Here is an 18,068-nt window from a genome sequence, read left to right as displayed (position 1 = left end):
CCACCCTCGCGCATCACCCGACTCCCTTCCCACCCCCCGCACTATCCATATCATTTTTGATCATTTGCATTTCACATGGTAGACAGGCAAGAATGCGTTTTATGCATTCATCGATCTGATCGATCAGGCCCGCGTACCCATGGAAATCCGCCAATTGGAAGCGTTTGCCGCCGTCATGTCCGCCGGGAGCGTCACCGCCGCCGGGCGTTTGCTCGGGCGCTCACAACCCGCGGTATCGCGTTCGATCCAGGAACTGGAAGCTGAAATCGGTTATCCGCTGTTCCAGCGTTTCGGGCCGCGCGTCGCGCCCACGCGTGAGGCGTCCGAGCTTTACCAGGACGTCGAACGCACGCTCGCCAGCCTGCGCCAGGTCAAATCCCGCGCCGAACAAATCGCGCGGCAGGCGCCGCCGCCGCTCACCATCGCTGCAACCTCGGCGCTTGCCGCCGGCCTCGTGCCCCGCGCGCTGGCCTTGCTCGATCAGGACCATCCGCTCGAATCCGTCCATTTGCGCAGTGCAGCTCCCGAACAAGTAGTCGATGCCGTGCTGAACGGCATCGTCGATATGGGCGTTTCAAGCCTGCCGCTCGAACATCGCGGCGTGCTTGTGCACTGGATCGGCGAAGCGGCATGTGTCGCCGCCGTGCGCGCCGACGACCCGCTGGCGCAAGCGCCGCGCATCGCGTTGAGCGACTTTGCAAACCGTCGCCTTGTCACGATGCAAAACCCCTACCGGCTGCGACCCCGGCTCGATTCGGCGTTCGCGCAAACGGGCGTGCACACCGCCGGCGTGATCGAAACCAACTCGTCGCTGAACGCGCTCGGCGCAGTGCGCGAAGGACTCGGGCTCGCCGTGCTGGAGCCGGTGACGGCGTTTGGACTGCCCGTCGAAGGCGTGGTGATCCGTCCGCTCGATATCCGCATCGCGTTCCTGTTCGGCGTCATCACGCCCGAGTTTCGTCCGCCTAGCGCTGCGACCCTCGCCGCGGCACAAGCGCTGGCGCTTGCAGCCGCGGAGATCCTTCCCGACTTTATCCTGCACGACGCCAGCCAGCACGGCGCGATCCTTCAGGCGCTCTACGGCCTATCCGACGACATCCTCAATCCGACCGAAGAGCACGCCACGTGAGCCTCGACAACATCACTTCATCGAATCAACCGACCGGCCTCGCGGCGCTCGAAGCGCGCCTCGCCGAAGACCTGTCCCTGCTCGAATTGCCCGCGCGCGAATGGGTGATCGGCAAGACGCATGACGCTCAGGAAGTGCTGGATGTGGCGGTGATCGGCGGCGGCATGGCGGGGCTGGCGGCATCGGCTGCGCTGAAAATGCTGGGCGTGCGCGCGCGCATCTTCGACCGCTCACCACAGGGGTTGGAAGGCCCTTGGGCCACGACCGCTCGCATGGAAACGCTGCGCTCGCCGAAGCAACTGACGGGTCCTGCGTTGGGATTGCCCGCGCTGACATTTCGCGCGTGGTTCGAGGCTCAGTTCGGCACGGACGCATGGCAAGTGCTCGACAAGATCGACCGCCTGCAATGGATGGACTATCTGATCTGGTATCGCCGCGTGCTTGCACTCGATGTTCGCAACGGCCACACGATCGAAGCCGTCACGCCGCGTGCCGATGGTCTTGTGGTGCTAAGCGTGAGGACGCGTGAACGGCGCTTCGATGTCTACGCACGACGCGTCGTGCTCGCTACGGGTCGCGACGGATTGGGCGGACCTGCGTTGCCGGGATTCGTCGAAGGATTGCCGCGTTCGCGCTGGGCGCACTCGTCGGACACCACTGACTACTCCTCGCTCGCAGGTAAGCGCGTGGCAGTGGTAGGCGGCGGTTCGTCGGCAATGGATAGCGCGGCGACGGCGCTCGAAGCGGGCGCAGCGAGCGTCGATTTGTTGATCAGGCGTGCGGATTTGCCGCGAGTGAACAAGGGCAAAGGCGCCGGCAATCCGGGCCTGACGCACGGTCACCTGACTCTCCCCGACGAGTGGAAATGGAAGATCCGCCACTACATCAATACCGTGCAGGTGCCGCCGCCGCGTGGCAGCACGTTACGGGTATCGCGTCATCCGAACGCACGTTTCAACCTGGGATGCCCGGTGTTATCCGTGGAAAGCACCGCGGACGGTCTCTCGATCCACACACCGAAGGGTATCTTCACCGCCGACTTCCTAGTGGTCTCCACAGGCTTCAAAGTCGACTGGACGGCACGCCCGGAATTCGCTGCATTTGCGCCGGCTATCCGTACCTGGGCCGACCGCTACACACCGCCGCCCGGCGATGAGGATGCCGAGTTATCCGACTCTCCCGACGTCGGTCCCGCGTTTGAATTCCTCGAGAAATCGCCCGGCGATTGCCCTGGTTTGTCGAACATCCACTGCTTCTGCTACCCCGCAACGCTCTCGCAAGGCGCAGTCTCCGGCGACATCCCCGCGATCAGCACCGGTGCAAAGCGACTCGCCCAGGGCATAGCAAGCTTGCTGTATCGCGAGGACGTGGGGGAACATTATGCGGCGCTGCAAGCATATGCCGAGCCCGAGCTCAACGGCGATGAATGGCAACCCGCCGAGGCACCGCCACAGTACGCGGAGGATCAATGAGCGGCTGGCTCATTCGCCGCGTCGCGCAGGCGGCGTTCGTCGTGTTGCTGATGACACTGATCGTGTTCATCGGTTTGCACGCAATCGGGAATCCTATCGATATCCTTATCGGGCAGGACGTCGATCAGGTCGACCGCGCGCGCATCATTGCGCATCTGGGCCTCGACCAGCCGCTCTGGAAGCAGTACCTCGCGTTCCTCGCAGGCGCGATGCACGGCGATCTCGGCAACAGCTTCGTCTATAACGAACCCGCGATCCGCCTGATCCTGCAGCGCCTTCCCGCCACCTTCGAACTTGCCGTTTCAGCGCTGCTGCTGGCACTTGTGATCGGCATCCCGCTGGGCTTGTTCGCAGGTCTGCATCCACGCAATCCGCTGTCGAAGATGCTGATGACGGGCAGTATTGTCGGCTTCTCGCTGCCGACGTTCTGGGTCGGCCTGATGCTGATCATGCTGTTCAGCGTGAAGCTCGGCTGGCTGCCCGCCAGCGGACGAGGAGCGACCGCGAGCCTGTTCGGCGTCCAGTGGTCGTGGCTCACTCTCGACGGCCTGCGACACCTGATCCTGCCTGCGCTCAACCTCTCGCTCTTCAAGGTATCGCTTGTGCTGCGCCTGACAAGCGCCGGCGTGCGTGAAGTCATGCCAATGGAACATGTGCGCTTCGCACGCGCCAAGGGTCTGTCGCCCATGCGTGTCGTGCTCGTCCACATCTTGCGCAATACGCTGATTCCGCTCGTTACGGTGATCGGCCTGGAGTTCGGTTCCACCATCGCATTCGCGGTCGTGACCGAGACTGTGTTCTCTTGGCCCGGTGCAGGCAAACTCATTCTCGACAGCATCAACGCGCTCGATCGTCCGGTAATTTTGTCGTACCTGATCGTGGTCGTGTGCATGTTCGTCTCGCTGAACCTGCTCGTCGATATCCTCTACAAGTTCCTCGATCCGCGCGTGCGGCTGGAGGGCACGCGATGAGCACGACTCCTCTCGTTCCCGAAACACCCGTGCCTGCCGCAACGAAACGCCGTCAATCGCCATGGCGCCAACTGATCGCGGATTTCGGCCGCTCGCCTGCAGCGCTTGCTGCGTTGATCGTCGCGATACTGCTCGTGCTCGCGGCCATCTTCGCGCCCAATATCACCCCGCAAAATCCCTACGACCTGCTGCAACTCGACGTCCTCGACGCCCGCCTCCCACCCGGTTCGATGAACGGCACCGGTACGCATGCGTACTGGCTCGGAACCGACGGCCAGGGCCGCGATCTTTATTCGGCAATGCTCTACGGCCTGCGCCTGAGCTTGTCCGTCGGCCTCGGCTCGGCGGTAATCGCGGGCATAGTCGGCACCGTGTTCGGCCTGATCGCGGCCTACGCGGGCGGCAAGGTCGATAGCCTCATCATGCGGCTCGTAGACTTGCTGCTCGCCTTCCCGTCCATCCTCGTCGCCATGATGCTGCTCGCTTTCCTCGGCAAGAGCGTGACAAACGTCGTGCTTACGCTGGTGCTGATCGAGTGGGCGTATTACGCACGCACCGCTCGCGCGCAGGCGCTGGTCGAAGCGCGGCGCGAATATGTTGAAGCAGCGCGTAGTCTCGCGATTCCCAACTGGCGCATCGTGCTCGTTCACATCCTGCCGAACTGCCTGCCGCCGCTGATCGTGGTCGGCACGCTGCAGGTCGCGCGCGCGATCACGCTTGAAGCAACGCTGTCGTTTCTCGGACTCGGCGTGCCGATCACCGAACCGTCGCTCGGACTGCTGATCGCCAACGGTTACCAGACCATGCTTTCGGGCGAATACTGGACCAGCGTTTATCCCGGTCTTGGGCTGCTGGCCATGCTGGTATCGATCAATATGGTCGGCGACCGCCTGCGCGAACTGCTCAATCCGAGGTTCGTGAAATGAGCGACGCTGCTTTCCATACCGCTGACAACACGCTGGAAGTCCGCGGCCTGCGAACGCGCTTCTTCACGCGCGAAGGCGAGTTGCCTGCCGTGGAAGATGTCTCGTTGACGCTTGCCCGAGGCCGCGTGCTGGGTCTTGTAGGTGAATCGGGATCGGGTAAATCGGTGACCGGGTTCTCGATCATGGGACTCATCGATGCACCCGGCCGCGTGGTCGGCGGCGAGATATTGTTCAAGGGCAAGAACCTCGTCGGTTTGCCCGAAACGGAGATGCGGCGCCTGCGCGGCAGCCGTATCGCGATGGTGTTCCAGGACCCGATGTCCACGCTCAATCCCGTCCAGCGCGTGGATGCGCAGATGATTGAAGCGGTGCGGGCACATCGCGACGTGAGCCGGAGTGCGGCGCGCGAGCAGGCAAGCGAAGCACTGGCTGCAATGGGCATCGCAAGTCCCGATGAACGCCTGCCCGCGTATCCGCATCAGTTGTCGGGCGGCATGCGCCAGCGGGTGGCGATTGCCATAGCGATGCTGCACAAACCCGATCTGATCATTGCCGATGAACCGACCACCGCGCTCGATGTCACCATCCAGGCGCAGATTTTGTCGGAAGTGCAAACGCTTGTACGGACACAGGGCACCTCGCTGATCTGGATCACGCACGACCTGTCGGTCGTGGCCGGTCTCGCCGATGACATCGCCGTGATGTACGCGGGCAGGATCGTCGAACAAGGCACGGTAGACGCGGTGCTGGACCATCCGCAGCATCCCTACACGGCTGGTTTGATCGACAGCTTGCCGAGCCTCAATACGCGGGGCAAACGGCTGACGCAGATTGCAGGCATCACGCCCGATCTTCGGTTGTTGCCACCGGGTTGCGCGTTCGCCGCGCGCTGCACGCGGGCCACGGCGGTTTGCTCCACTCGCCCAGTGCTCGGACCCTCGCCCGCAGCGAAGGCCTCTGAACATGGCACGCATCTCGTGCGCTGCTTTCATCCCGGCCGGCAAACCAATGTGCGCACGGAGACAACCGCATGAGCCACGTCGATACGCGCGCTCTTATCGAACTCCGCGGCGTCAGTCAGCGGTTCGGCGAACGCGACGAGAACGCCGCTACACGCTGGCTGCGCGAGCGCAAGCTGCTCGCCGCGCAAGCGGTCACGCGCGCGGTCGACCATGTCGATCTCGCGATCATGCCGGGAGAAGTGGTTGGGCTCGTCGGCGAATCGGGCTGTGGAAAATCCACGCTTGGCCGCATTGTTTCAGGCCTCATCGCGCCAACTGAGGGCGACGTGCTGGTGGATAGCCAGAACCGCGCCGCCATGTCCCCCGCAGCGCTGCGCGCCGCCCGGCTGGCGATCCAGATGATCTTTCAGGACCCGTATTCGAGCCTGAATCCGAGAAGGCGGATTCGCGATATCGTCGGCGAGGCGCCGCTCGTGCATGGCATGGTCGAACGCGCCGATCTCGACGCTTATGTGGCCGCGCAGTTAAAGCGCGCCGGTCTTGATCCGTCGCTTGCGGACCGGTATCCGCATGAGTTCAGCGGCGGTCAGCGGCAGCGCATCGGCATTGCAAGAGCGCTCGCCGTCAATCCGTCGATGCTCGTTTGCGACGAAGCCGTGGCCGCACTAGATGTATCGATACAAGCGCAGATCCTGAATCTCTTCATGGACCTGCGCGAACAACTCAACCTCACGTACCTGTTCATCAGCCACGATCTGGGCGTGGTCGAACAGTTGTCGGATCGCGTGGTGATCATGTATCTCGGGCGCGTGGTGGAAAGCGCGCCTGTTGAAGAAATATTCCAGCATCCGAACCATCCTTATACGCAGACGCTGCTGGCGGAGATTCCTCGTATCGATGCACGCAAGAAGCACTTCACCGCCATTCGCGGCGAGATGCCAAGTCCGCTCGCGCCGCCGTCAGGTTGCCATTTTCATCCACGTTGTCCGCACGCCATGCCACGTTGCAAGACGGAAGTGCCCAGCTTGCGTGGCATCGCCATCGAGCATGTCAGCGCGTGTCATCTGAACGACGCCCACTAAGTTTCAATTCAAAACACACTCAATAAAAAGGAATTGCATCGTGAAACGCCTGATCCTTTCCACGCTGACGACCACCCTCGTAAGCGCGGCGTTGTTCAGTTCGGGCGCGTCGGCGCAGACGCTCAACGTTGCGTTCGCCGATCCGCTCTCGTCGCTCGATCCACAACTGAACAACTACGCGGGCGACCGCTCTGTCGATCTGCACTTCTGGGATCTGCTGGTCGAGAATCACGACAACACGCTCGCGCCCGGCCTCGCGACAAGCTGGAAGGCAACCGGCAACGACACGTGGGAATTCAAGCTGCGCCACGACGTCAAGTGGCAGGACGGCACGCCGTTCACTGCCGATGACGTGATCTATTCGTATCAACGCGCCCGCAATGTGCCGGGGACGATCGCCACCTTCGCGGGTTATCTACGCACGATCGCTTCCGTTACCGCGCCCGATCCGTACACGCTGATCATCAAGACGAGCACCCCGACGCCGGACCTGCCGCTCAATTTGACGTCAGTGCATATCGTGAGCAAACACGTGGGCGAAAAGTCGTCGACGGAAGATTACAACGCAGGCCGCGCGATGGTCGGCTCGGGACCATACAAGTTCGCCTCGTACACGCCGGGCGACCGCGTGGTCATGACGCGTAACGACGCGTACTGGGGTGCCAAGCCGATCTGGGACAAGGTGAATTACCGCTACATCAGCAACGCGGCGGCGCGTACGGCGGCGCTGCTGTCAGGCGATGTTGATGTGATCGACAAGGTTTCCGTCTCAGACCTGCCGCGTCTCAAGCAGTCGCCGCAGGTATCGGTATTCGCGTATCCGGGCCTGCGTGTACTGCTGCTTCAGCCCACTTTCCGTGAAGGCCCGAACCCCTATATCACCGACAACGCCGGCAAGCCGTTGGACAAGAATCCGCTGCTCGACGTGCGCGTGCGCCGTGCGTTGTCGCTGGCGATCAATCGTCCCGCCATCACCGACCGCATCCTGCAAGGCGCGGCGACTGTCGCCAACCAGTGGATGCCGGCGAAGACCTTCGGTTATAACCCGAGCGTGAAGGACATCCCCAACGATCCGGCCCAGGCGAAGAAACTGCTTGCCGAAGCCGGTTTTCCGGACGGCTTCCAGTTGACGCTCAGCGTGCCAAACGACCGTTATCCGCAAGCGCCCGAAACGGCGCAGGCCGTTGCGCAATTCTGGACGCGCATCGGCGTAAAGACGAAGGTTGAGGTGATGCCGTGGGCGAGTTACGCGAGCCGCGCGAACAAAAACGAGTTTGCGGTGAGCATGATTGCGTGGGGTAACGGCACGGGCGAAGCGAGCTATGCGCTCGTCAACGTGCTTGGCACCGTCGATGCGAAGAAGGGCATTGGCGCATCGAACTGGGGACGCTATAGCAACGCGGCCGTCGATCACGCGCTCGACGCGGCCACCGCCGAATTCGATACTGCGAAGCGCGAAACCATCCTGCAGCAGTCGGTGAAGGTGGTAAGCGACGACGTCGGCGTGATTCCGGTCTTTCACTACCAGAACATCTGGGCTGCGAAGAAAGGTTTGAAAGTGACACCGGCGGTCAGCGACCGGACGACCGCGATGATGGTCACGCGCAGCGGCAGCTGAGGCCAGCATGATCGACATCACGGCTACACCTGACGATGATCTGATCGACGTGGCGCGCCGCATCACGGTGAGCGGCGCGAATGCGGGTGCGTTGTTTACCCTTCGCACGCAGACCGTGCGCGGCGCAGGCACGGTCTGGACCAGTCGCGCGGTTTTCCGGGCCGATGACCATGGCGTCGTCGATCTGTCTCGCGATGCTCCGGTCGAAGGCGACTATGGCGGTGTATCGCCGATGGGACTTATCTGGTCGCAAGTGCCTGTGGAAGCGGGAAAACGCGAGGTGTTCCCCGCGGATGTCTCTAAAGCGTTGACGACCTGCATCGAGGTGATCGATGAAGACGGACAGGTGCTGACTGCTACGCTGCTGATACAGCGGCTGATGGCGCCCGGCGTGCAGCGGCGCGACATGCGCGTTGAGGGTTGTGTCGGTACGTTGTTCCTGCCCGCGACCCCGGGACCGCATCCCGTCGTGCTGGTGCTGAACGGATCGGGCGGAGGCATCAACGAACCGCGCGGGGCGCTATATGCATCGCGTGGATATGCCGCGCTCGCGCTCGGTTACTTCAAGACACCGGGGCTGTCCGACTACATCTCCAACACGCCGCTCGAATACTTCCGTCGTGCACTCGACTGGATCGCGCGCGAGTTGCAACCGGCGTCTGGTTTTATCGCGGTAAGCGGGCAATCGCGCGGCGGCGAACTCGCGCTGCTGCTCGGCGCAACCTATCCGGATTGCATCAAGGCGGTGATCGGTTATGTGCCGGGCGCCGTCATTCACAGCGCGCAGAACGCCGCCGATCCCGCAACGGGTCGCGAAGGCCCGACCTGGCTGCTCGATGGCAAACCGCTCCCGCACCTATGGGAAAACAATCGCACGGCAAGCTGGCAACCCTTCGACGATGGCCCGCCGCCGCATCGTCACGAACGCGCGATCCGAACGGCGTTGCTCGATAAGGAAGCGGTGGAGCGGGCGCGGATTCATGTCGAAAATATCGATGGCCCGGTGCTGCTGATCTCCGCGACCGCCGACGGTTCGTGGCCCTCCTCCGACTATTCGCGCATGGTGGTCGAGCGGCTCGAACGGGAAAAACATGCTTACCCCGTGCGTCATCTCGACTTCGACAACGCCGGCCACGCAATCGTTTTTCCTTACGTGCCGACTACGCAAATCGTGTACGCACATCCCGTGTCGGGACGCATCAGCACGGGCGGTGGCGAACCCTCGGCAAACGCACGCGCCGATGAATCATCGTGGCGCGAAGCGCTGGCTTTCCTCAACGCTGCCGTCCATTCCCGCACATCAAAAACCACCGGCGACTCTCTCAGGCAGGAGCAACCATGACAGACACCTATGATCTCAGCACCGATATTGTCGACCGGATTGCGGGTCTTTCGCCCGGCTCACCGACGCACGCAACAAGGCACAAACGCGAGAAGGTCGCCGCGGCAACACAGCGCAGTTACGAAGCGTTATTTGACCCTGCGCTGCCGGACTTGTCGCTGACCGAGCGGTTGCTGGTCGCGTTGTATGCATGCACGTTATCGAATGCGCCTGCATTGGCGGAACATTATGCGGAACGGCTTGCTTCCAGCAATGCGGACCGTGCCGTTATCGACCAGATCGTGCAAGGTCCGTTGAACGGGAGCGACATTCAAGGGCCACGCTTGCGCGCGATGCTGGGCTTTACGCGCACGCTGATCGAATCCCCAATCGACGGCGACAAAACCGCGCTCGAACGCCTTCCCGCCGCGGGCATATCGACACCAGTCGTGGTCGCAATCGCGCAATTGATCGCGTTTCTTTCTTATCAGATTCGCCTGACGGCCGGCTTGCGCGCGCTGCAGGTCTTGAATGCAACGGAGGCAGCATGAGCCGGGTAATCGAAGCGCATGGCTTCACGAATCGCGTGCTCGGATGGGACGCGTGGCTGGACGTGGTGCAACTCACCGACGCCTCCGCCGAGCAGATTGCCGTGCTCGAAGAGAGCCATCCGAAGGCGAAGGAATCCGACTACTACCTGTTCCTCGTGCATCAGCCGGAAATCCTGCGACAACGCTCCGCGGCCTTCAACGCGATCATGTACGCGCCGGGCGGCTTGCCGCGCGCTGAACGGGAACTGGCGTCGACAGTCGTTTCGCGAATCAACGGCTGCGTGTATTGCGCGTCGGTGCATGCGCAGCGTTTCGAGCAGCTGGCGAAACGTGATGACGTGATCGAGCAGGTTTTCAACGACTCGGCAACCGCTGGCACCTCGCCACGCGAGAAGGCAATCGTGCAGGCCTCGATCGACCTGACACTCACACCGGGTCAGGTTGAACCGGCCCAATTGCGGGCACTGCGCGAAGTGGGATTGAGCGACGACGAGATCCTCGATCTGATTCACTCCATCGCCATTTTCGCCTGGGCCAACCGCCTGATGCTCAATCTGGGTGAACCGGTGGGATGGCCCAGCGGGCACGATCAAGCAAGCAGACCGTAGCGCGGGTGCCGGCTGGATCCTGCGTCCAGCGCCGGCAAGCCTTGCGTGGCTTTCAACTTCCCCTCGTATAAACTCGGCACTGGGCCCGATTTGCTATTGCGCGCGTATGCTTTGAGCCGGGCACGCTGATCCCACTGAGCACTGCCTGAATACGGCATGATGTCATTCCTAAAAGTGTGAGGCTATTCCGACGGAGTCTCATGAAACAACATCGCCCGCATCCCCCGCGTTTTCCGCGAGACCACCACGCTCATGTGGCCTGGCGCGACCTTTCATTGACGTCCGCACCGTTCGCCCTGCTTTTTGTCATCATGGTCGGACTGATCGTGTGGCTGGCGGACCCGGCTCCGCCCAGAACCATCACGATCAGCGCGGGTCCCCAAGACAGTTCGCTTCTGCATACCGCCGACGAGTATAGAAAGATCCTGGCGCGCAATGGCGTCACGCTCAAGGTGCTGGAATCGGATGGTTCGGTGCAGAACCTGCAACGGCTGATGGACCCCAAGAGCCATGTCGATCTCGCGCTGGTGCAAGGCGGTGTTTCCGATGCGGCGGCAAGGTCATCGCTCATGTCGCTCGGCAGTGTCTTTTACGTCCCCACCGTGGTTTTTTATCGCGGCAAGGGCATGACACAGTTGTCGGAACTCGAGGGCAAGAAAATCGCGATCGGCCGCGAAGGCAGCGGCACACGCAGGCTGTCGCTCAACTTGCTCGAGGCTAATGGCATCACGCCCGGCGGCGACACGCAACTGGTGCCGCTCGATGGCATGGACGCTGCGAAGGAACTGGTTGCGGGGAACGTGGATGCGGCGTTGCTCAATGGCGACTCGACCACGCGCGGGCTGATGCTCAGGCTGCTCGGCATACCGGGAATCTCCGTCATGGATTTCGCGGAAGCCAGCGCTTATACACGACTGTTTCCCTATCTCGACGAAATCGACCTGCCGCCGGGCGTGCTCGATCTCCGGCGAAAGGTACCGCCGCAGACCTTGCATTTGATCGGACCGACTGTTGAAATCCTGGCGCGGCCGAACTTGCACCCGGCCATATCGGATCTGCTTATTGAAGCTGCGCAGGAAGTTCACGGGATGCCCGGGCTCCTGCAAAACGCCGGGCAATTCCCTAGTCCCATCGCGCGGGAATACCCCATCAGCGAAGAGGCCACGCGCTATTACAAGTCAGGGAAAAGTTTCCTCTACCGCGTCCTGCCCTTCTGGGTCGCCAGCATGGCGGACCGGATACTTGTTCTGCTGTTGCCGGTCGCGGTACTGCTGATACCGGCCTTGCGGCTGATCCCGGCGCTCTATGGCTGGCGGGTGCGATCGCGAATCTATCGGTATTACGGCTCGTTGATCGCGATAGAACGCGGCGCGCTGAATGGCGCGACGGAGGAAGAACGGAGGGTGCTCGTGGCGGAACTCGATCAGATCGAGGAGTCGCTGAATACCTTGCGCATGCCGCTCGCGCATGCGGACGCTTTTTATGTACTTCGCGAACACGTTGGATTCGTGCGCGCACATCTGGGCGAAGCGTCCCGGGAGAAGGCGCACGAGTAGGGCCTGGTTTGCGAACGGGAAGCGCCGCCCTAATACACAATTTCGGATTTAGAAATAGCGAATCGATATTGGCGCGAGTCCTGTCTCCCTGCCAATAATCCGATCGTGGAATTCGTTGCATTGCGATGTGCGCGACAGACCGGAACCGCAGCTCCGGCATGAGTCGACGCTCGACGACGAATCTCGACGCCATTCATTCTCCACGCCGGCGTGCACCGCAGAGTCCACCTGCGCTCGCACACCCCCACCTCAACTACAACGATCCCGGGGCGACGATGAGCGATACACATGCAACCACTCCAGCTTACGAAACCGAACACCGGCCCGACCGGTCCAGCAGCGGCCCTTTCAAAACGGAAGACTGGTGGGCTGTCTGGATCGGTCTGGCCATCATCGTGATCGCTTACCTGCTGTTTGCGTCCGGCACGAGCATCAAGTGGCTGGCGGTCGCGCCCGCCAAGTGGTCGAGCGGCGCACAGGCGGCCGCAGACCTTGGACATCATCTCCCGAACTACATCGCACTCTTTATTGTCTTCGCGATTCTGTTCGGGTTTGCAGTCGCGGCGCTCGGGCAGCGGGTCGTGCAGTTCGTGCCCGGCTTTCTTGTCGTGTTCGTGGTTTCAACGCTGACCTTTATTGCCGGGGCCTGGACCAGCTCGTCGACGTATAACCTCGAGCCGCCGCTGATCGCACTCGCGCTCGGGCTGCTCATCTCGAACCTGACGCGGCTTCCAGCGTGGCTCTTGCCGGCGTTGCGCGTCGAGTTCTATATCAAGGTCGGGATCGTGCTGCTCGGCGCTACGCTGCCCTTCACGCTGCTCGTGTGGGCTGGCCCCGTGGCGGTCGGCCAGGCGACTGTCGTTTCCCTCGTTACCTTCTTCGTCATCTTTCTCGTCGGCCGCACGCTCGGACTGGACAAGCGTTTTGCGGCGGTGCTGGGCGTCGGTGGCGCGGTGTGCGGGGTGTCCGCGGCCATCGCCATTGCGGGGGCAGTCAGGGCCAAGCGCGAACAAGCGTCGGTGGCGATCACGCTCGTGGTGGTCTGGGCAATCGTGATGGTGTTCGCGCTGCCGTTCGTATCGCGTGCGCTAGGCTTGCCGACCGGCGTAGCCGGCGCGTGGATCGGGACATCGGAATTCGCGGATGCCGCCGGCATTGCGGCAGCGCAAGCGTATGGCGATCTCGCGAAACATGCGGAGAACGCGATTGCCGGTGCACCGGAAGCGTCGCTGCAAGCCTTCACGCTGATGAAGGTGGTAGGACGCGACATCTGGATAGGCATCTGGGCATTCGTGCTCGCCATTGTCGCGACAACACGCTGGGATCGCGATGAACCCGGCGCTGTGAAAACGCAGACGACCGCGCGCGAAATCTGGACCCGCTTTCCCAAGTTCGTGATCGGCTTCCTGATCGCTTCGGCACTCGTTACGTGGATCGGCAGCCATTACACACTGACTGAATACCGGAGCGTCGTGACGCCCGCCTTCGTCGCGCCGATCACCGCACTGCGCACCTGGGCGTTCACCTTCTGTTTCCTGAGCATCGGCTTGACCACGCGGCTCGGCAGCCTGTCCGCAACGGGTGCGAAGCCTTTCATCGCTTTCACGGCAGGCGTTGCCGTGAATGTGGTGATCGGCTACCTGCTGTCGGTGCATGTGTTCGGGGCGTATTGGGCCTCGCTCGGACAATGAAGACGCGCGATGTCGCCAAGCTTGATGACGCTGGTGCTTCCCGCACCGTCTGCGCGGCTTGCCGGCATTGTGAACACGATCGTCATGCACTAGAAGCGACGATTCCCGGGCTGATTTCGTTCAGCTCGGGATTCGGAGCGAGTGTGGGAGAGACACGTCTTTGCCGACGCCACGATCAATTGGTATCACCGGGCGATTCGTGCATTGAATTCGAGGCCGTGCTTGAGGGTAGTGACGCCGTCACTACCCGTTAAAACTCGTTTTGCTATACACAAGGCGGAGCAGAAGAAAGGTCGAGCAATGGCCCAGTGGCAATCACGCAATAACCAAACGTGGGTCTAGCTTAGCCAGGGCATAAGTCCTGATATGTGCCACGAAGGAAGGTAGCAGGAGGGCTGGTGGCCGTTGGGAAGGAATCAAGACGGAAAAGTGCGCGGCCACACTCGAGTCAAAAGGACGAAAAACAACCCGATCCCCTCTATAAGCAAGCGCTGTAATTGCGTCGATGATCGCTACGCCAGCGCCTGCTTCAACGAACGAACAGACTACGTAGGAAACCTGCGTTTCGATCTGGACCTCCAGACTGACGCCATGAGATGCGAACAAGGCATCTAACTCAAGGCGCGACTCCAAATCACGTGGATAAGCAATGAGTTGTTCGCCGGCAAGATCCTTCGGCGCAATTTGTGAGCGCGAGGCTAAACGATGGCCGCTCGGCATCGCACACACCATCTTCGTCGAAAACAAGCGTTCACCATGCGTGCTCGGCTGGTCCATCCTTAAGATGGCAAAACCTACGTCGCACCGTTGTCCCACCACCATGTCGACCACGGTACGCGACGAATGCGCAAGAAGCGAAACGCGAGCGCCGGAATGCGTCTTCAAATAGTCTGCCGTGGCGTGAGGGAGAAACGAATACGCTAGCGCAGGTGCGGCTACGATTTGCAGCGTTCCGCGCTGCAACGCTCGTATCTCGTCCGCTGCTCGCGCGATTCGATCCATACCCGACAATGACCGTTGCACTTCTTCGAAAAGCGCTTGAGCCTCTGCCGTCGGGTGCAGACGTTTCTTTTCCCGCTTGAACAGTGGAAACCCCAAGGAAATTTCCAGGTCAGCCAGCAGGCGCGTTGTCGCCGGCTGAGAGATATGCAGCATCTCGCTAGCCCGCGTGACGGTCACACAAAGCATCACGGCGCGGAATGCCTCGAGTTGTCGTAATTTCATTCGAAATTAGTTCATAACAAAACACTATCATCAACCCAAAAAAAACGATTATCCAGTTTCTTTTTTGCGCCATATTCTGATTTCACAGCCGACATGTACCGATATTTGACGAAAAATTTCGTCATAACAGTACGTACTGAGATTAAGCAAAAAAGTCATGGGGATTTGTCGCGAATCTGAAACCGCTCGCCTTATCCATTCCGCTTGGGCTTTGCCGCGCTGCATGTCTATGCCACCCAGACGCTCCATATCGGGTCATACGGTGGGCACCGACTGACCCGCATTGCCCCGCGACAAGGGATTACCCGACCTATAACTCTTTCGAATACTCCACGCCGATACCGGACTTTGACAGCCTAATTTGAAGGCTTCACCTTAGCGTCACTCCTGAAACGACGCATCTCGATCGAGGGCTACACTTGAGCTACCGAATCTTATTCACGCTGATCGTGGCGCTGGCTACTGCGGGCTTGAGCTTCCCGGTTGCCTCGCAGGCGCAGAGCGATCCACGTCCGGTTATCCGCGTCAGTTCGGGCGCCGAAGACAACGTGACGCTGGATCCGAATCGTGCCACGTCGACCAACGATGTCGGGGTGGTCGCCGAGATCTTCAATGGTCTCGTCCGCTTCGCGCCCGGCAGCGCGGATCCCAAGTCACTCGAGGCCGACCTGGCCGAAAGCTGGGAGACCTCGAAGGACAACAACGTGTGGACGTTTCATCTGCGCCACGGCGTCAAGTTTCAAGGGGACTGGGGTGAGTTGACCGCGGCGGATGTCGTCTACTCGCTGCGGCGCGCCGCGGACTCCAAGAGGTCGAGCTTCGCGGCAAACTTCGCCGTGATCGACAAGGTCGAAGCCACGGACCCATACACCGTGCGCGTCACGTTGAAGTACCCCGATGCCACCTTCCTCGGGCGCGTATCGAACTATCACGGCGGCAATATCCTCAGCATGAAAGCGGCCGAGAAATACGGCAACCAGTTCGGTAATCATCCAGTCGGTACCGGGCCCTTCGCCTTCAGCCAGCATGTCACGCAGCAATACGTGCAACTGGTTGCGAACGATCAGTATTTCCGCGGCAAGCCGAAGCTCGCGGGCATTACCTACCGGATGATCCCGTCGGACAGCGATCGCGAACTGGCGTTCGATTCGGGCGAGCTCGACATCATTGCGGGCAAGCGCGAACAACGCTGGGTGGAACGCGCCCGCAAACGCAGCGGGACGAATGTCGATATCTTCAGACCGGGCGAATTCCGCACCTTGTACATCAATCGCACGATCAAGCCGCTGGATAACGTCAAGGTCCGGCAAGCGCTGGCCGAGTCGATCAACGTCGACGAGATCATGCATTACGTCGGCACGGATGTGGCCACCAAGGGCTGCTCGGCGGTCCCTCCAGGCTACTTGGGAGAGGACTGTTCGAGCGGCGGCTATCCATACAACGTCGCGGATGCTCGCAAGCTGCTGACCGAAGCCGGTTTTCCGAACGGCATCACCATCAAGTCGATCGTGTCGAATATCTCGGAGCAGGAACCGATCATGGAAATCGTGCAGTCGCAGTTGGCGAAGGCCGGGATCAAGCTGACCATGGAAGTGGTCGATCACTCGACCTATCAGGCACAAAGCCGGAAAGACTTGAGCGCGTTGGTGTTCTATGGCGCAGCACGCTTTCCCAACGCCGATGCCTGGCTAAGCGAGTTCTACGATTCCGCCGCGGCGGTGAATTCTCCAACAGCGATGTCGAACTTCTCCCACTGCTCGATGGCGGACGCCGACATCCGTGCGGCACGCCTGGAACCAGACCCGAACAAGCAACTGGCTTTGTGGAAAAGCGCGCAACAGAAGATTCACGATGACGTCTGCTCGGTGCCGCTGTTCGGCTTGTTGCAAGTCTGGGTTCATAGCAACAAGGTCGTGTACGGGTACGGCTTGTTGGGTTCATTGAACCTCGCGCCGCCCATCACCGAGAAGACATCGCTTACTGGTCACTGAGCAATTCGGCCGAAACCTGTGCCGCCACGAGGCGCGCGCCTTCAATAAACGTGTCGACGAGACCGGCATTGCGCGATGCAGGCATCCGGCAGAGCCGGAAATCGAAGGCCATGTCCGGCTTGAAGCGGCGCAGCACCAGCCGATCCTGTGAACCGACGGCGAACAGCGGATGAATCAACGACACACCGAGGCCCGCAGCAATGAATTCGCAAACGGTCGGCGCGGTGCCAGTTTCGAGCACCACGTTCAGTCGCACCGCATGGCGCTGAAACGCCACTTCGACCAACTGGCGGGTCTGGCTCTTGGCCGAGAAGGTCACGAACGGAACGTCATCGAGGTCCTGCGGACGGATGATTTTTTTCTTGCACAACGGATGCGTCGGCGGCAAGGCGCAAATCAGGGGATGCTCCATGAGCGACTCGCTATCGATATACGGATTGTCCATCAGGCCGCTAACCAGGCCGACATCGATCTGCCGCGTGATCAGCCAGTCGGCCACGAACTGCGAGCTGCGCGTCTCGATGGACACGCGTACGTCGGGATGGACCTTCAGGAAATTCATGACGACGCGCCGGATGAACGAACCCGACAATGCGGGCAATACACCCACCGTGAGATGCCGCTGTTCGTCGCGGCGCAGCGAGTCGACGGCCTGCTCGACCTGTCGCACGCCGGCGAAGATGCGATCGATTTCCGCGTACAGGCGCATGCCGTGGCGCGTCGGCGCCAGCTTGCCGCGGATGCGCTCGAAGAGAGCCAACCCCGTCTCGTCTTCGAGGTGGGCCAGCAGTTTGCTCACCGCCGGCTGCGAGACAAACAGGATTTCGGCGGCGCGGCTGACAGTGCCTTGTTCTATGACGGCCTTGAACGCTTCGATCTGGCGCAAATTGAGTTGCCGCTTCATGCCACACCCCTTGGAAATAGGCCGACCAACCGATACTGATGCGCGTTCGAGCATAACAAACA

15 protein-coding genes are annotated in these 18,068 nt (G+C 61.2%); 13 read left to right on the top strand and 2 right to left on the bottom strand.

Features of this window, described 5'->3' with window-relative positions:
- The first annotated feature begins 139 nt into the window (after positions 1 to 139).
- The 12 genes from M0D69_RS25440 (at position 140) to M0D69_RS25385 (ending at position 13,887) form a co-directional block, all read left to right on the top strand.
- Positions 140 to 1,129 (top strand): LysR family transcriptional regulator, encoded by a 990-nt coding sequence (locus M0D69_RS25440; RefSeq protein ID WP_301784630.1) that lies wholly within the window; start codon positions 140 to 142, stop codon positions 1,127 to 1,129.
- A complete protein-coding gene (locus M0D69_RS25435; RefSeq protein ID WP_301784629.1) occupies positions 1,126 to 2,601 on the top strand; it encodes an NAD(P)-binding domain-containing protein in 1,476 nt (491 codons plus the stop codon). Before M0D69_RS25440 ends, M0D69_RS25435 begins: the two co-directional genes overlap by 4 nt.
- Positions 2,598 to 3,572 (top strand): ABC transporter permease, encoded by a 975-nt coding sequence (locus M0D69_RS25430; RefSeq protein WP_301784628.1) that lies wholly within the window; start codon positions 2,598 to 2,600, stop codon positions 3,570 to 3,572. Before M0D69_RS25435 ends, M0D69_RS25430 begins: the two co-directional genes overlap by 4 nt.
- On the top strand, positions 3,569 to 4,498 hold the full coding sequence (locus tag M0D69_RS25425; RefSeq protein ID WP_301784627.1) for an ABC transporter permease: 930 nt from the start codon (positions 3,569 to 3,571) through the stop codon (positions 4,496 to 4,498). Before M0D69_RS25430 ends, M0D69_RS25425 begins: the two co-directional genes overlap by 4 nt.
- On the top strand, positions 4,495 to 5,532 hold the full coding sequence (locus M0D69_RS25420; protein WP_301784626.1) for an ABC transporter ATP-binding protein: 1,038 nt from the start codon (positions 4,495 to 4,497) through the stop codon (positions 5,530 to 5,532). Before M0D69_RS25425 ends, M0D69_RS25420 begins: the two co-directional genes overlap by 4 nt.
- Positions 5,529 to 6,542, top strand: coding sequence for an ABC transporter ATP-binding protein (locus M0D69_RS25415; RefSeq protein ID WP_301784625.1), 1,014 nt, complete (start codon positions 5,529 to 5,531; stop codon positions 6,540 to 6,542). The genes M0D69_RS25420 and M0D69_RS25415 overlap by 4 nt, the downstream gene beginning before the upstream one ends.
- A 40-nt stretch (positions 6,543 to 6,582) precedes the next feature.
- Positions 6,583 to 8,160, top strand: a complete 1,578-nt coding sequence (locus M0D69_RS25410) for an ABC transporter substrate-binding protein (protein ID WP_301784624.1) — start codon at positions 6,583 to 6,585, stop codon at positions 8,158 to 8,160.
- 7 nt (positions 8,161 to 8,167) lie between these two features.
- On the top strand, positions 8,168 to 9,502 hold the full coding sequence (locus M0D69_RS25405) for an acyl-CoA thioester hydrolase/BAAT C-terminal domain-containing protein (protein ID WP_301784623.1): 1,335 nt from the start codon (positions 8,168 to 8,170) through the stop codon (positions 9,500 to 9,502).
- Positions 9,499 to 10,032, top strand: a complete 534-nt coding sequence (locus tag M0D69_RS25400; protein ID WP_301784622.1) for a CMD domain protein — start codon at positions 9,499 to 9,501, stop codon at positions 10,030 to 10,032. Before M0D69_RS25405 ends, M0D69_RS25400 begins: the two co-directional genes overlap by 4 nt.
- Positions 10,029 to 10,640 (top strand): peroxidase-related enzyme, encoded by a 612-nt coding sequence (locus tag M0D69_RS25395; RefSeq protein WP_301784621.1) that lies wholly within the window; start codon positions 10,029 to 10,031, stop codon positions 10,638 to 10,640. The genes M0D69_RS25400 and M0D69_RS25395 overlap by 4 nt, the downstream gene beginning before the upstream one ends.
- A 200-nt stretch (positions 10,641 to 10,840) precedes the next feature.
- A complete protein-coding gene (locus tag M0D69_RS25390) occupies positions 10,841 to 12,196 on the top strand; it encodes a TAXI family TRAP transporter solute-binding subunit (RefSeq protein WP_301784620.1) in 1,356 nt (451 codons plus the stop codon).
- Between the two features lie 158 nt (positions 12,197 to 12,354).
- Complete coding sequence (locus M0D69_RS25385) at positions 12,355 to 13,887, top strand: YeiH family protein (protein WP_301784619.1); 1,533 nt, start codon at positions 12,355 to 12,357, stop codon at positions 13,885 to 13,887.
- 315 nt (positions 13,888 to 14,202) lie between these two features.
- Here the strand turns inward: M0D69_RS25385 and M0D69_RS25380 are convergent, their stop codons facing one another.
- Complete coding sequence (locus M0D69_RS25380; protein WP_301784618.1) at positions 14,203 to 15,111, bottom strand: LysR substrate-binding domain-containing protein; 909 nt, start codon at positions 15,109 to 15,111, stop codon at positions 14,203 to 14,205.
- A gap of 419 nt (positions 15,112 to 15,530) precedes the next feature.
- On the opposite strand from M0D69_RS25380, the gene M0D69_RS25375 reads away from it, so the two are divergent.
- Positions 15,531 to 17,102: an ABC transporter substrate-binding protein gene (locus M0D69_RS25375; RefSeq protein WP_301784617.1), complete on the top strand. Its 1,572-nt coding sequence runs from the start codon at positions 15,531 to 15,533 to the stop codon at positions 17,100 to 17,102.
- Here M0D69_RS25375 and M0D69_RS25370 read toward each other — a convergent pair.
- Positions 17,089 to 18,006 carry a LysR substrate-binding domain-containing protein gene (locus M0D69_RS25370; protein WP_301784616.1) on the bottom strand — a complete coding sequence of 306 codons (918 nt, stop codon included), beginning with the start codon at positions 18,004 to 18,006 and terminating at the stop codon, positions 17,089 to 17,091. The genes M0D69_RS25375 and M0D69_RS25370 overlap by 14 nt on opposite strands.
- Positions 18,007 to 18,068: the final 62 nt, after the last annotated feature.

It is taken from the genome of Caballeronia sp. SEWSISQ10-4 2 (genome assembly GCF_030464885.1).
Taxonomy (GTDB): domain Bacteria; phylum Pseudomonadota; class Gammaproteobacteria; order Burkholderiales; family Burkholderiaceae; genus Caballeronia.
This window is presented reverse-complemented; position numbering and strand designations above follow the sequence as displayed.